This window comes from Pseudomonas sp. B22(2017) (genome assembly GCF_002113105.1).
GTDB classification, from domain to species: Bacteria; Pseudomonadota; Gammaproteobacteria; order Pseudomonadales; family Pseudomonadaceae; genus Aquipseudomonas; species Aquipseudomonas asiatica.
On record NZ_NEJN01000009.1, the window covers coordinates 37,271 to 51,009 of the forward strand.

Consider the following 13,739-nt stretch of genomic DNA (forward strand, 5'->3'; position numbering starts at 1 on the left):
CTTGTTGCTTTTTTCGCCTATGGTCTAGCCATCCATCGTGTAGCGTGGTCGGGCTGATCAATTGGTCTAGGGAGTTTAGAGATGTCAGACCTTTCCGTGATGGTGGTGGGATGTGGTGATGTAGGCGGGCGCCTTGCCCGGCAGATGCTTGCGCGCGGTTGGCAGGTGAGCGGCCTGCGTCGCTCGGTCGGGCAGTTGCCTGCGGGGGTCGTGCCTGTGGCAGCGGACTTGTCGGTGCCATCGCTTCCAGACGCCTGGCCGCAGCGCGCGCCGGACTACCTGGTGTATTGCGTGGCGGCGAGCCAGCATGACGAGGCGGGTTACCAGGCAGCCTATGTCGACGGTTTGCGCCATGTGCTGGGCTGGCTGGCCGAGCGCGGCCAACGCCCACGACGGCTGCTGTTCGTGTCCAGCAGCAGCGTGTATGCACAGAAGGACGGCGAGTGGATCGAAGAAGGCGCGGCCACCGAGCCTGAAGGTTATTCCGGGCGGTTGATGCTGGAGGCTGAGCGGCTGGCACTGGCCAGCGGCATCCCGGCCAGTGTGGTGCGCCTGACCGGCATCTATGGCCCCGGCCGCGAGTGGCTGCTCAGTCAGGTGCGCCAGGGCTACCGCGTGGCCGAGGAGCCACCGCTGTATGGCAACCGCATTCATGCTGAGGATGCTGCCAGCCTGTTGGCGTTCCTGCTGCAGGCCGATGCCGACGGCAAGGTGCTCGACGATTGCTACATCGGCGTCGACGACGACCCGGCGCCGCTGGCCGATGTGGTGGCCTGGCTGCGGGCGTACATGGGGGTAACCGAGTGGTCGGATGAGCAGCGGGTGCGCCGTACCGGCAGCAAGCGCTGCAGTAATGCCCGGGCGCGGGCATTGGGCTGGGCGCCGGTGTATCCGAGTTACAGGGAAGGTTATGCGGCCATTCTTGAGGGTAAAAACCAGCCTCAGGCCTGATGCGCCCCCTGTAGGAGCGGCCTTGTGCCGCGATAGGGCTGCGAAGCAGCCCCGGCATTCTATGCGGCGACGCTGAAATCCTGGCGCCGCTGAGCGCCCCATCGCGACACAAGGCCGCTCCTACAGGGACCGCGCAGGTTTTCAGTCCAGTTCCAGCACCCACTGGCGCTTGCCGGCCGCCAACACTGGCATTTCATCCGGCTGCGCGCGGTTCACCGCCTGGAAGATCTCCAGCTTGTCGCCATCGCGCTTGAGGATGAACGGCGCGCCACGCTGGTTGCGCTCCAGCCACAGGCTGTCATTGCTGCCACCCATGGTCGCGCAGTCACCCGCCAGGCACAGGGCGAAACGGTCTGGCCCTGGCAGGCCGGTGACGTTGCCGGTGTCGCCGAAGCGCACGCTGGCACCTTTGCCCTGGCCTTCGACGATCTTCCAGTTGCCGCCCAGATAGGCCTGGTACAGGGCTTTCTCGAAGGTGCTGCCCAGTGGCGCATTGGTCGCCGCTGGTGCTTTGGCGCGAACGAAGGTCTGCTTGCCGCCGCGTTGATCGACCGCCTGCAGTTCGTCGCCATCGAGCGACAGCTGTTCGGTCTGGCCACCCTGGAAGCTGGCCTGCCATTGCTTGTCGGTGGCGCTCAGCTGGCCGTCGGCCGCTTCGAAACCATTGCTGTAGCTGGCCTGTTGGCTGGCTACGTCGAGCTTCCACTCGAATACCGGCCCGTGCTCATTGAGCGCCTGACGCAGGCTGCCGCCCTTGACGGCCGCATTGATGGCGTCCTGATTGATCCAGGTGCCGTTGAAATCTTCGGGTTTGTGGCTGGCGCAGCCGCCCATAAGCAGGGCTGCCAGCGCGAGGGGCAGTGCTTGGCGCATGAGGGGATAACCTTGCAAAGAAGGGAAGGTGACGGGCGGGGTGCCCGTCACCGAGGGCATCATTCGATGACCAGAATGGCGTCCATTTCGACCTGGGCGCCTTTCGGCAGCGCGGCAACGCCGATGGCGGCGCGTGCCGGGTAAGGCTGCTCGAAGTAGCGGCCCATCACCTCGTTGACCTTGGCGAAGTGGCTCAGGTCGGTGAGGAAGATGTTCAGCTTGACGATGTCCTTGAACGAACCGCCAGCGGCTTCAGCCACGGCCTTGAGGTTCTCGAACACCTGTACGGTCTGGGCTTCGAAGCCTTCGACCAGTTCCATGGTCTTCGGGTCCAGCGGGATCTGGCCCGACATGTACACGGTGTTGCCGGCCTTGATCGCCTGCGAGTAGGTGCCGATGGCGGCAGGGGCCTTGTCGCTGTTGATGACGGTCTTGCTCATGATGACTCCTTGCGGTTGGCGGACTACGTACGCATGCGGGTGATGCGGACCACACCGGTCAGGGTACGCAGCTTCTTGATCACACGCGCCAGGTGCACGCGGTCGTGCACGCTGACCACCAGTTGGACCACGCTGATACGGCCGTCGCGTTCGTCCATGCTGATCTTCTCGATGTTGCCGTCGGCTGCGTTGACACTGCTGGCCAGAAGGGCAATCAGGCCGCGCTGGTGTTCCAGTTCGACACGCAACTCGACATTGAACTCACCGGTGATGTCCTTGGCCCAGGAGAGTTGTACGCACTTTTCCGGGTTGTGGCGGATTTCACTGATGTTGCGGCAGTTTTCCAGGTGCACGACCATGCCCTTGCCGGCTGACAGGTGGCCTACGATCGGGTCGCCCGGGATCGGCGTGCAGCACTTGGCGTAGCTCAGCACCAGCCCTTCGGTACCACGAATCGCCAGCGGGCCTTCCGGTGCCGGCAGCTGCTCGCCTTCGGCCGACAGCAGGCGGCGCGCGACCACGTAGGCCATGCGGTTGCCCAGGCCGATGTCTTCGAGCAGGTCTTCGATCAGCTCCAGGCGGTACTCGGCGAGAATGGCCTGGATACGCTCCTGGGGGATCATTTCCAGGCTGCTGTCGAAGCCGGTGAGCACCTTGTTCAGCAGGCGTTCGCCCAGGCTGATGGACTCGGAGCGACGCTGCTGCTTGAGCGCGTGGCGGATGTGCGTGCGCGCCTTGCCGGTAACCACGAAGTTGAGCCAGGCCGGGTTCGGCCGCGCGCCCGGGGCGCTGACGATTTCCACTGTCGAGCCGCTTTGCAGCGGTTCGGACAGCGGCGCCAGGCGGCGGTTGATGCGGCAGGCGATGCAGCTGTTGCCGACGTCGGTGTGCACCGCGTAGGCGAAGTCGACCGCCGTGGAGCCTTTGGGCAGCTCCATGATGCGGCCTTTGGGCGTGAACACGTAGACCTCGTCCGGGAACAGGTCGATCTTCACGCTTTCGATGAATTCCAGCGAGTTGCCGGCACGTTGCTGCAGCTCGAGGATGCCCTTGACCCACTGGCGGGCGCGGGCGTGGCTGCCCTTGGGTTGCTCGTCGTCGTTGGACTTGTACAGCCAGTGTGCGGCGATGCCGTTGTTGGCCATCTCTTCCATCTCGCGGGTGCGGATCTGGATTTCGATGGGCACGCCGTGCATGCCGAACAGCGTGGTGTGCAACGACTGGTAGCCGTTGGCCTTGGGGATCGCGATGTAATCCTTGAAGCGACCGGGCAGCGGCTTGTAGAGGTTGTGCACCGCACCGAGTACGCGGTAGCAGGTATCGACCTTGTCCACGACGATGCGGAAGGCGTACACGTCCATGATCTCGTTGAAGGCGCGGCGCTTGCCGCGCATCTTCTTGTAGATGCCATAGAGGTGTTTCTGCCGGCCGCTGATCTCGCCCTCGATGCCGTCGGCGGCCAGGCAGTTGGCCAGCGAATGCTCGATCTTGGCGACGATCTCCTTGCGGTTGCCGCGTGCGCTTTTCACCGCACGGTGGATCAGCGACGAACGCATCGGGTGCATGGCCTTGAAGCCGAGGTCCTCGAACTCAACGCGCACGGTGTGCATGCCCAGGCGGTTGGCAATGGGGGCGTAGATCTCGAGGGTTTCCTTGGCGATGCGCCGGCGTTTTTCGCCGGACAGCACTTCCAGGGTGCGCATGTTGTGCAGGCGGTCGGCCAGCTTGACCAGGATCACGCGGATATCGCGGGCCATGGCCATGGCCATCTTCTGGAAGTTTTCGGCTTGCGCCTCGGCCTTGGTCTCGAAGTTCATCTGGGTCAGCTTGCTGACCCCATCGACCAGTTCGGCCACGGTCTCGCCAAACTGCTGGCTGAGGGCTTCCTTGGCGATGCCGGTATCTTCGATCACGTCGTGCAGCATGGCCGCCATCAGGCTCTGATGGTCCATGTGCATGTCGGCAAGGATGCTGGCCACAGCCAGCGGGTGGGTTACGTAGGGCTCGCCACTGCGGCGGCGCTGCCCATCGTGGGCCTGTTCGGCGTAGAAATAGGCGCGCCGGACCAGGTTGACCTGTTCGGGGCCAAGGTAGGTCGACAGCCGTTCGGCCAAGGCTTCTATACCCGGCATGGGTTCACCTCCTGCCGAGGAAGGGGGCCTTGCGCCGTGCGACGTCGACCTGGCATCAATCAGACAGCCTCGTTGTTCTCGTCCTCGAATGCGGCGAACACCGGATCCTCGGTGACGATCTCTTCAGCGGCGATGAACTCGTTGGTGACGATGCCTTCGGCGATTTCACGCAGGGCAACAACGGTCGGCTTGTCGTTTTCCCACGCAACGCGTGGCTCTTTGCCGCCGGTCGCCAGCTGGCGAGCGCGCTTGGTCGAGAGCATGACCAGCTCAAAGCGGTTATCCACGTGTTCCAGGCAGTCTTCAACAGTTACGCGGGCCATGGTCTTCCTCAGTAGCAATTGCGGTGGGCGTGCAGCCCGATAATGGGCAGGCGGACTCGATAGTTTAAAAAATCACCAGCCAATAGGGAAGCGCTGTTTTGTCGGGTGGTTACCTTCAAGCCCTGTGTTGCCTACTTCGCGGCTGAAGCCGCTCCCACAGGGACCGCATTGTCCTCCGGTTCATCACCGCACCCTGTGGGAGCGGCTTCAGCCGCGAAAGGGCCGGAACAGACACCCTATCGCTTGAACCTGACGATAACCTCAGAGCATCGCGTCACGCAACCGCGGGGTCAGCTCCTCGAACAGGGTCTGCACCGAGCGCAACGCCCGGCAGTCCGGCCGGGTCAGCAGCCACAGCTGGGTGTCGCAACCCGGCAGCGGCCCGCTCAGCGCATCCACCCCGGGCAGAGCATGCACCATGTAGTCCGGCAGCGCTGCCACGCCGAGCCCGGCCGTGACCAGTTGAGCGATGGTCGACATGCCGCTGCACTGGTAGCGCGGGCTCAACCCCGGGTGCTGCTGGTTGCGCCAGACCACCGTGGGGTGGTCCTGCATCGAGTCGTCGGGGGCGATCCACGGCACGCTGGCAGGTGACTCGGCCAGGCGCTCGCGCCACTGCGGCTGGCCGCAGACCACGTAGGAGGTGGACCCCAGGTTGCGGCCCACCAGGTGCTCCGGCGGCGTGTTGGTCAGGCGCAGGGCAATGTCGGCATCGCGCCGGCTGAGGTTGGCGAAGGTGTTGGAGGTGCCCATCTCCAGCGACAAGGCCGGGTAGTTGGGCATGAACTCGGCCAGCGCCGGTAGCAGCAGGCTGTGCATCACCGCCTCGGTACAGGTCAGGCGCACGGTGCCGCTGACCACCTGCTCGCCACTGGTCATGGCGATGCGCGCCGCCTCCAGCGCCTGCTCGGCGCGCTCGGCCTGCTCGGCCAGGGCCTGGGCGGTGTCGGTCGGCAGGTAGCCTTTGCGGCTCTTGACGAACAAGGCGGTGCCCAGCGCCGACTCCAGCCGGCGGATCGAGCGGAACACCGTCGAAACATCGACCTTGAGCAACTCTGCAGCCTTGGCCAGCGAGCGGCCACGTTCCAGGGCCAGGACCAGGGAGAGGTCGGCATGGGTAATCTGATATTGCATTGGTGCACGCTCTGCTTGCCGAATTGCCAATGTCTGTTGCGTTTTGGCCATTTTATAGTGAAACGGCCCCCGGGAATCAATGCGCCCGGTCGGGTAACCAATCCCCACGATGGGAAAGTGAAAAGAACAACAGCTGCAACCATCGTCGCCCGTGAGGCGCCAGCCGTATCCCCCACATCGCCGCAGCAAATCAAAGGATGTACAGCCATGACGTCGGTAACCCCGTGCGCCAGTTCTTCCAGCGAGATGAATGACTTCCTCCAGGCCCATCCGGACACGCAGTACGTCGACCTGCTGATCTCCGACATGAACGGCGTGGTACGTGGCAAGCGCATCGAGCGGGCCAGCCTGCACAAGGTGTACGAGAAGGGCATCAACCTGCCAGCATCGCTGTTCGCCCTGGACATCAACGGGTCCACCGTCGAGAGCACCGGCCTTGGCCTGGACATCGGCGATGCCGACCGCATCTGCTTCCCGATCCCCGGCACGCTGTCGGACGAGCCGTGGCAGAAGCGCCCCACCGCCCAGCTGCTGATGACCATGCACGAACTGGATGGCCAGCCGTTCTTCGCCGACCCGCGCGAAGTACTGCGCCAGGTGGTGAGCAAGTTCGATGACCTGGGCCTGGATATCTGCGCCGCGTTCGAGCTGGAGTTCTACCTGATCGACCAGGACAACCTCAACGGTCGCCCGCAGCCGCCGCGCTCGCCGATTTCCGGCAAACGCCCGCAGTCGACCCAGGTGTACCTGATCGACGACCTCGATGAATATGCCGACTGCCTGCAGGACATGCTCGAAGCGGCCAAGGAGCAAGGCCTGCCCGCCGACGCCATCGTCAAGGAAAGCGCCCCGGCACAGTTCGAGGTCAACCTGCATCATGTTGCCGACCCGCTGAAGGCCTGCGACTACGCGATCCTGCTCAAGCGCCTGATCAAGAACGTTGCCTACGACCATGAAATGGACACCACCTTCATGGCCAAGCCCTACCCGGGCCAGGCAGGCAATGGCCTGCACGTGCACATTTCGTTGCTGGACAAGAAAACCGGCAAGAACATCTTCGCCAGCGACGACCCGCTGCAAAGCGACGCGCTGCGCCATGCCATCGGTGGTGTGCTGGAGACCATGCCGGCGTCGATGGCCTTCCTCTGCCCGAACATCAACTCCTACCGCCGCTTCGGCGCGCAGTTCTACGTGCCCAATGCGCCAAGCTGGGGCCTGGACAACCGCACCGTGGCCGTGCGCGTGCCCACCGACAGCAGCGATAACGTGCGCCTCGAGCACCGCGTGGCCGGTGCCGACGCCAACCCCTACCTGATGCTCGCGGCGATCCTCGCCGGTGTTCACCACGGCCTGACCAACCAGGTCGAGCCGCAGGCACCGATCGAAGGCAATTCCTACGAACAGCTGGAGCAGAGCCTGCCAAACAACCTGCGCGATGCCCTGCGCGCACTGGACGACAGCGAAGTCCTCAACCAATACATCAGCCCGGATTACATCGATATCTTCGTGGCCTGCAAGGAAAGCGAACTGGCCGAGTTCGAAGTGTCGATTTCCGATCTCGAGTACAACTGGTACCTGCACACGGTGTAAACCCATGAGCGCAAATGCGGTCCCCTTGATCGGTGTCAGCGCCTGCCGCCAGCAGGTGGGGAAGAACTCGTCGCATACGGTAGGCGACAAGTATGTCGAGGCGGCCGGCTTTGCCGGCTTGCCATTGATCTTGCCGGCCCGTGACGGGGGCAGCGACACGCAGGCGCTGCTGGCCCGTCTGCATGGCATTGTTTTTACCGGCTCACCTTCAAATATCGAACCGCATCATTACAATGGCGCCCCCAGCGCGGCAGGTACCCGGCACGATCTGGCACGCGATCGCCTGACCCTGCCGCTGTTGCAGGCGGCCATTGCCGCCGGTGTGCCGGTGTTCTGTATTTGCCGTGGCTACCAGGAATTGAACGTGGCCCTGGGCGGCAGCCTGCACCAGCGCGTGCAGGAACTGCCCGGCTACATGGACCACCGTGAACCAGAGGACGCACCTCTGGAGGTGCAATACGGTCCTCGTCACCTTGTCGGTATCGAGCCTGGCGGGTTGTTCGAGCGCCTTGGCCTGGCGGCGCAGTTCGAGGTCAACTCGCTGCACAGTCAGGGCATCGACCGCCTGGCCCCGGGCCTGCGCGTCGAGGCACGGGCCCCGGATGGCCTGATCGAAGCGGTGTCCATGCCTGCCGCGCCGGGCTTTGTGCTCGGCGTGCAATGGCACCCGGAGTGGCGATTTACCGAAAACCCGGTCTCGTTGCGCCTGTTCCAGGCGTTTCGCGAGGCCTGTTTTGCCTATGCAACACGGGAGGGCGCACGGCAGGAGGCACTCTGACGTCACCCGAAGGTCTCGGATGACTTGTTCCCGGCAGCAAGCTTTCAATGAGTGAAAGCGGGCCTTGTACGCAAGGCCTGTGAAAACAATTCCAAAATTTACGGCAAATACTCATGAGCAATTACACAGAAGCCGGCCGCCCACCCGATGTGGCGGCCGACGCGGGCAACACCCAGCGCAGCAAGGGGCTGGCCACCGGCCGGCTGGGCTTGCTGGCCAGCGTGGTGCTAGGCATTTCCACCATCGCCCCGGTCTACACCCTGACCGGCGCCCTTGGCCCGACCGTGCGTGAAGTGGGCGCGCACCTGCCTGCGGTATTCATCGTCGGCTTCCTGCCGATGCTGTTGGTAGCCTTGGGCTACCGCGAACTGAACTCGGCGGAGCCGGACAGTGGTACTTCGTTTACCTGGTCGGCGCGTGCCTTCGGTCCGATGATCGGCTGGATCGGTGGCTGGGGCCTGGTGGTCGCCACCACCATCGTGTTGTCGAACCTGGCAGGGGTGGCGGTCGACTTCTTCTATCTGTTCCTTGGTCAGATTACCGGCAAGCATGAACTGGCGGCATTGGCCGACAACCTGCTCATCAACATAACCACCTGTTGCGTGTTCATCGCCCTGGCGGTGTGGATCTGCTGCCGTGGCATGACCACCACCATGACGGTGCAATATGGCCTGGTGGCCCTGCAGTTGCTGGTGCTGATCGGCTTTGCCTTTGCCGCTTTCGGCGAAACCACAGCGCCGCCACCGCTGGAATTCGATTTCGCCTGGTTCAACCCGTTCGGCGTCGAATCTTTCTCGGCCTTTGCCGCCGGGCTGTCTCTGTCGATCTTCATCTTCTGGGGCTGGGACGTGTGCCTGACTGTCAGCGAGGAATCGGTCGGCAGCGACGAGGTGCCGGGCAAGGCGGCCACCTGGACCGTGCTGCTGATCCTCGGCCTGTACCTGTTCACCGCCATTGCCACCCTGCAGTTTGCTGGTATCAGCGAACAGGGCCTGGGCCTGAACAACCCGCGCATCCAGGAAAACGTCTTCGCTCACCTGGCCGGCCCGGTCATGGGGCCGCTGGCGATCCTGATGTCCATCGCCGTGCTGGCCAGTACCGCGGCGTCGCTGCAGTCGACCTTCGTGTCGCCGGCGCGCACACTGTTGGCCATGGGTTACTACGGTGCGGTGCCGCAGAAGTTCGCCAGCGTCTGCCCACGTTCGCAGACCCCGCGTTACGCCACCATCTGCGCCGGCGTGGCCGCGGGCCTGTTCTACGTGACCATGCGCACCCTGAGCGAGAACGTGTTGGCGGATACCATCACTGCACTGGGCATGATGATCTGCTTCTACTATTCGCTGACGGCCTTCGCCTGTGTCTGGTACTTCCGCCACAGCCTGTTCGACAGCCTGCGCCACTTCCTGATGCGCGGCTTGTGCCCGCTGGTGGGTGGGGTGATCTTGTCGGTTATCTTCGTGCGTACCGCCATCGACAGCGCCTCGCCGGACTTCGGCAGCGGCTCGCATGTGGGCGGGCTGGGGCTGGTGTTCGTGATCGCCGCGATCATCTCGGTGCTGGGGATCGTGCTGATGATGCTGTCGCGGCTGCGCGCGCCGGCGTACTTCCTGGGGGCTACCCTGCGTCAGCAGGCTACCTTGCCATTGCAGGAATAAGGCTGGGGGCGCTTCGCGCCCCATTCGCAGCACAAGGCTGCTCCTACATCGATGGCGTACATTGCGCCATTGTAGGAGCAGCCTTGTGCTGCGAATGGGCTGCAAAGCAGCCCCATGCGGTCTTTCAGGAGAGCAGTTCTTTCAGAAGCCCGCTGTTGCGCTGTTGCTGCTTGTTCAGCAGCAGGCGGTTCGAGCGGAACACTGCCTTCAAGTCTTCCAGCGCCTCGTCGAAGTCATCGTTGATGATCACGTAGTCATACTCGTCGTAGTGCACCATCTCGCTGACCGCTTCCTTCATGCGCCCGGCGATGATTTCTTCGCTGTCCTGCCCGCGGCCGTCCAGGCGCTCGCGCAGTGCCTGCTGGCTTGGTGGCAGGATGAACACCGACAAAGCCTGCGGCATCAGCTTGCGTACCTGCTGGGCGCCTTGCCAGTCGATTTCCAGGATCAGGTCGTAACCCTGGTTCAGGGTCTGCTGCATGGCGCTGCGCGAGGTGCCGTAGAAGTTGCCGAACACCTCGGCATGCTCCAGGAAGTCGCCTTGGTCGATCAGAGCCTTGAATTCCTCGTGGACGACGAAGTGGTAGTTCACCCCGTGCTGCTCGCCCGGGCGCATGGCGCGGGTGGTGTGCGAGACCGAGACGCGGATTTGCGAGTCGTCCTGGGTAAGGGCGGTGACCAGGCTGGTCTTGCCGGCGCCCGAAGGGGCCGAAACGATGTAGAGAGTGCCGCTGCTGTGCTTCATGGTCGGGGTGGCCTTACTCGATGTTCTGTACTTGTTCACGCATCTGTTCGATCAATACCTTCAGGTTGACCGCCGCTTGCGTGCTGCGTGGGTCGAAGGCCTTGGAGCCGAGGGTATTGGCCTCGCGGTTGAGTTCCTGCATCAGGAAGTCCAGGCGCCGGCCGGCGGCACCGCCACCCTTGAGCACCCGGCGTACTTCGGTGACGTGGGTGCTGAGGCGGTCGAGCTCCTCGGCCACGTCGCTCTTCTGGGCCAGTAGCACCATCTCCTGCTCCAGACGTTGCGGGTCGAGTTCGGCCTGCATATCGCCGAAGCGGTCGAGGATCTTCTGCCGCTGTGCTGCCAGCATCTGCGGCACCAGGGCGCGCAGGGTGGTGACTTCGCTGGCCATGTTGTCCAGGCGTTCGTTGATCAGCCGGGCCAGTTCCAGGCCTTCACGCTGACGCCCGGCCTTGAGCTCGGCCAGCGCCTCATCGAACAACGCCATGGCTTCGGTATTCAATGCCTGCGGATCGTTGGCGTCGGCCACCAACACGCCTGGCCAGGACAGCACCTCCAGCGGGTTCAGTGGTGCCGGCTGCTTGATCAGGCCGGCCACTTCCTCGGCGGCGGCAACCAGCTGCGCGGCGCGCTCGCGGTCCACCTTCAGCGGTTTGCCGTTGCTGTCTTCGTTGAGGCGCAAGGTGCATTCTACCTTGCCCCGCGACAGGCCTTGGCGCAGCCCTTCACGCACGGCGCCTTCGAGGTCGCGCAGGGCCTCGGGCAGGCGCAGGTGCGGCTCCAGGTAACGGTGGTTGACCGAACGCAGCTCCCAGACCAGGGTGCCTTGGCTGCCGGCGCGCTCGACACGAGCAAAAGCGGTCATGCTGTGCACCATGGGGAGTACCTCGCGTATATGAATGAACGGTGGGAGCCTCTCGGCTGCAAGGCGCAGGATTGTAGCGCAGTGGGGCCTCGGCGCCCAATCCACCCATGTTACCGACGGGTGGCCTGGCCGGTAGGAAAAGGCGACGGGCTGTGCCGGGCGCGACAATAGGCATGTCTTCCCCGGGCCATGGGCTCTATAATGCTCGGCAGATTCAAAGTCCCAGTACAGGTATCCCAGATGAAACGTCCAAGTGGTCGCGCCGCCGATCAGCTCCGCTCGATCCGCATTACCCGCAACTACACCAAGCACGCCGAAGGGTCGGTACTGGTCGAGTTCGGTGACACCAAGGTCATCTGCACGGTCAGCGTGGAAAACGGTGTGCCGCGCTTTCTCAAAGGCCAGGGCCAAGGCTGGCTGACTGCCGAGTACGGCATGCTGCCGCGCTCCACCGGCGAGCGTAACCAGCGTGAAGCCAGCCGTGGCAAGCAGGGTGGCCGCACGCTGGAAATCCAGCGTCTGATCGGCCGTTCGCTGCGCGCCGCGCTGGACATGAGCAAGCTCGGTGATATCACCCTGTACCTCGACTGCGACGTGATCCAGGCCGATGGTGGCACCCGTACCGCGTCCATCACCGGTGCAATGGTCGCTCTGTGCGATGCCTTGGCGGTGATCAAGAAGCGCGGTGGCCTGAAAGCCGGCAACCCGCTCAAGCACATGATCGCCGCAGTGTCGGTGGGCATGTATCAGGGCGAAGCGGTGCTCGACCTGGACTACCTGGAAGACTCCGCCGCCGAAACCGACCTGAACGTGGTCATGACCAGCGCCGGTGGTTTCATCGAAGTGCAGGGTACTGCCGAAGGTGCGCCGTTCCAGCCTGAAGACTTCAACGCCATGCTCGCCCTGGCGCAGAAGGGCATGAGCGAGATCTTCGAACTGCAGCAGGCGGCACTGGCCGACTGAACCCAGCCAGGGAGGTGCGGGGCATGAGCGAATCGAACCTGTCGATCACCCCGCCCAATGCCGAAATCCGGCAGTGGGCGATGTTCTGCCACCTCTCCGCGCTGCTGGGCCTGGTGGTGCCGCTCGGGCACTTGCTGGGCCCGCTGGTGCTTTGGCACCTCAAGCGCGAGCAAGACCCTTTCATCGACGCCCAGGGCAAAGAGGCGCTGAATTTTCAGATCAGCGTGACCATTGCCGGGTTCATCTGCTTCCTGCTGATGTTCGTGTTCATCGGGCTGGTGCTGTTCGCCATGCTGATGGTCGCGGTGATGATCCTGATCATCATTGCGGCTGTGCGGGCGAATGAGGGCAAGCCGTATCGCTACCCGATGATCTGGCGGCCGATCAAATAATGCTGGGGCTGCTTTGCAGCCCTATCGCGACACAAGGCCGCTCCTACAAGGGATATGCATTCCCCTGTGGGAGCGGCCTTGTGTCGCGATAGGGCCGCAAAGCGGCCCCATGCCTTCAGATGGTCAACGTCCAGTCATAGTCGACGATCAGCGGCGCATGCTGGGAGAAGCGCGGCTGACGCGGCAGGCGGGCATTGCGCACGAAGCGGCGCAGCCCTGGAGTGAGGATCTGGTAGTCGAACCGGTAGCCCAGGTTGAGCATCTCGGCCTGCTCGTTGTCCGGCCACCAGCTGTACTGGTCGCCTTCACGGCTGACTTCGCGCAGGGCGTCGACGTAACCCATCTCGCCGGTGATCGCATCCATCCAGGCACGCTCCGGCGCCAGGAAGCCCGGCGACTGCTGGCTGTCACGCCAGTTCTTGATGTCGAGCTTCTGCTGCGCCACGTAGAACGAGCCGCAGTAGATGTATTCGCGACGCTTGCGACGCTGTTTGTCCAGGTACTTGGCGAAGTCGTCCATCAACTTGAACTTCTGGTTCAAGTCTTCGTCGCCGTTCATACCCGAAGGCAGCAGCAGGCTGGCAATACTGACTTTGTCGAAATCTGCTTGCAGGTAACGCCCGTAGCGGTCGGCTGTCTCGAAGCCCAGGCCGGTGATGACTGCCTTGGGCTGCATGCGCGAATACAGGGCCACACCACCTTGGGCAGGCACCTCCGCGTCGCAGGCATAAAGGAAATAGCCATCGAGCTGGAAAGCTGGGTCATCGAGTTCAAAGGCCGAGGCGCGGGTATCCTGAAGGCAGATGACGTCGGCATTCTGGGCTTGCAGCCAGCTGAGCAAACCACGCTCGGCCGCAGCCTGAATGCCATTTACGTTCACACTGATGATCCGCATAAA

General features: G+C 63.5%; 14 protein-coding genes. 6 read left to right on the top strand and 8 right to left on the bottom strand.

The genetic code is table 11. The annotated features are described in order from the left end of the window. The first annotated feature begins 81 nt into the window (after window positions 1–81). On the top strand, window positions 82–951 hold the full coding sequence (locus tag CAG18_RS18115; RefSeq protein ID WP_015272337.1) for an NAD-dependent epimerase/dehydratase family protein: 870 nt from the start codon (window positions 82–84) through the stop codon (window positions 949–951). Between the two features lie 141 nt (window positions 952–1,092). Here CAG18_RS18115 and CAG18_RS18120 read toward each other — a convergent pair whose 3' ends face one another. The 5 genes from CAG18_RS18120 to CAG18_RS18140 form a co-directional block, all read right to left on the bottom strand. Next, window positions 1,093–1,824 carry a hypothetical protein gene (locus tag CAG18_RS18120; RefSeq protein WP_015272336.1) on the bottom strand — a complete coding sequence of 244 codons (732 nt, stop codon included), beginning with the start codon at window positions 1,822–1,824 and terminating at the stop codon, window positions 1,093–1,095. Between the two features lie 59 nt (window positions 1,825–1,883). Further along, complete coding sequence (locus tag CAG18_RS18125; RefSeq protein ID WP_009684531.1) at window positions 1,884–2,264, bottom strand: RidA family protein; 381 nt, start codon at window positions 2,262–2,264, stop codon at window positions 1,884–1,886. 23 nt (window positions 2,265–2,287) lie between these two features. Next, complete coding sequence (gene spoT / locus CAG18_RS18130) at window positions 2,288–4,396, bottom strand: bifunctional GTP diphosphokinase/guanosine-3',5'-bis pyrophosphate 3'-pyrophosphohydrolase (protein WP_015272335.1); 2,109 nt, start codon at window positions 4,394–4,396, stop codon at window positions 2,288–2,290. Window positions 4,397–4,455: 59 nt separating this feature from the next. Continuing rightward, window positions 4,456–4,719: a DNA-directed RNA polymerase subunit omega gene (rpoZ, locus tag CAG18_RS18135; RefSeq protein ID WP_003253383.1), complete on the bottom strand. Its 264-nt coding sequence runs from the start codon at window positions 4,717–4,719 to the stop codon at window positions 4,456–4,458. Window positions 4,720–4,980: 261 nt separating this feature from the next. After that, the gene (locus CAG18_RS18140; protein WP_013974798.1) at window positions 4,981–5,853 is read right to left on the bottom strand and encodes a LysR family transcriptional regulator; all 873 of its coding nucleotides are present in this window, start codon (window positions 5,851–5,853) and stop codon (window positions 4,981–4,983) included. A gap of 207 nt (window positions 5,854–6,060) precedes the next feature. Between CAG18_RS18140 and CAG18_RS18145 the strand changes: the two genes are divergently transcribed. The 3 genes from CAG18_RS18145 (at window position 6,061) to CAG18_RS18155 (ending at window position 9,876) form a co-directional block, all read left to right on the top strand. Then, window positions 6,061–7,443: a glutamine synthetase family protein gene (locus CAG18_RS18145; RefSeq protein ID WP_015272334.1), complete on the top strand. Its 1,383-nt coding sequence runs from the start codon at window positions 6,061–6,063 to the stop codon at window positions 7,441–7,443. Window positions 7,444–7,447: 4 nt separating this feature from the next. After that, the gene (locus CAG18_RS18150; protein WP_085721316.1) at window positions 7,448–8,221 is read left to right on the top strand and encodes a gamma-glutamyl-gamma-aminobutyrate hydrolase family protein; all 774 of its coding nucleotides are present in this window, start codon (window positions 7,448–7,450) and stop codon (window positions 8,219–8,221) included. Between the two features lie 113 nt (window positions 8,222–8,334). Then, window positions 8,335–9,876, top strand: a complete 1,542-nt coding sequence (locus tag CAG18_RS18155) for an APC family permease (protein WP_013974795.1) — start codon at window positions 8,335–8,337, stop codon at window positions 9,874–9,876. 124 nt (window positions 9,877–10,000) lie between these two features. Here the strand turns inward: CAG18_RS18155 and gmk are convergent, their stop codons facing one another. Next, window positions 10,001–10,621 (bottom strand): guanylate kinase, encoded by a 621-nt coding sequence (gmk, locus tag CAG18_RS18160; protein ID WP_024087917.1) that lies wholly within the window; start codon window positions 10,619–10,621, stop codon window positions 10,001–10,003. A 13-nt stretch (window positions 10,622–10,634) separates the two neighbouring features. Further along, window positions 10,635–11,498 carry a YicC/YloC family endoribonuclease gene (locus CAG18_RS18165; RefSeq protein ID WP_015272331.1) on the bottom strand — a complete coding sequence of 288 codons (864 nt, stop codon included), beginning with the start codon at window positions 11,496–11,498 and terminating at the stop codon, window positions 10,635–10,637. A 228-nt stretch (window positions 11,499–11,726) separates the two neighbouring features. Between CAG18_RS18165 and rph the strand changes: the two genes are divergently transcribed. Both rph and CAG18_RS18175 read left to right on the top strand, forming a co-directional pair. Then, window positions 11,727–12,449, top strand: a complete 723-nt coding sequence (gene rph / locus CAG18_RS18170) for a ribonuclease PH (RefSeq protein ID WP_085721317.1) — start codon at window positions 11,727–11,729, stop codon at window positions 12,447–12,449. 23 nt (window positions 12,450–12,472) lie between these two features. After that, window positions 12,473–12,841, top strand: a complete 369-nt coding sequence (locus CAG18_RS18175) for a DUF4870 domain-containing protein (protein ID WP_003258195.1) — start codon at window positions 12,473–12,475, stop codon at window positions 12,839–12,841. 115 nt (window positions 12,842–12,956) lie between these two features. Here CAG18_RS18175 and CAG18_RS18180 read toward each other — a convergent pair whose 3' ends face one another. Next, complete coding sequence (locus CAG18_RS18180) at window positions 12,957–13,736, bottom strand: exodeoxyribonuclease III (protein ID WP_003253401.1); 780 nt, start codon at window positions 13,734–13,736, stop codon at window positions 12,957–12,959. Window positions 13,737–13,739 lie beyond the last annotated feature (3 nt).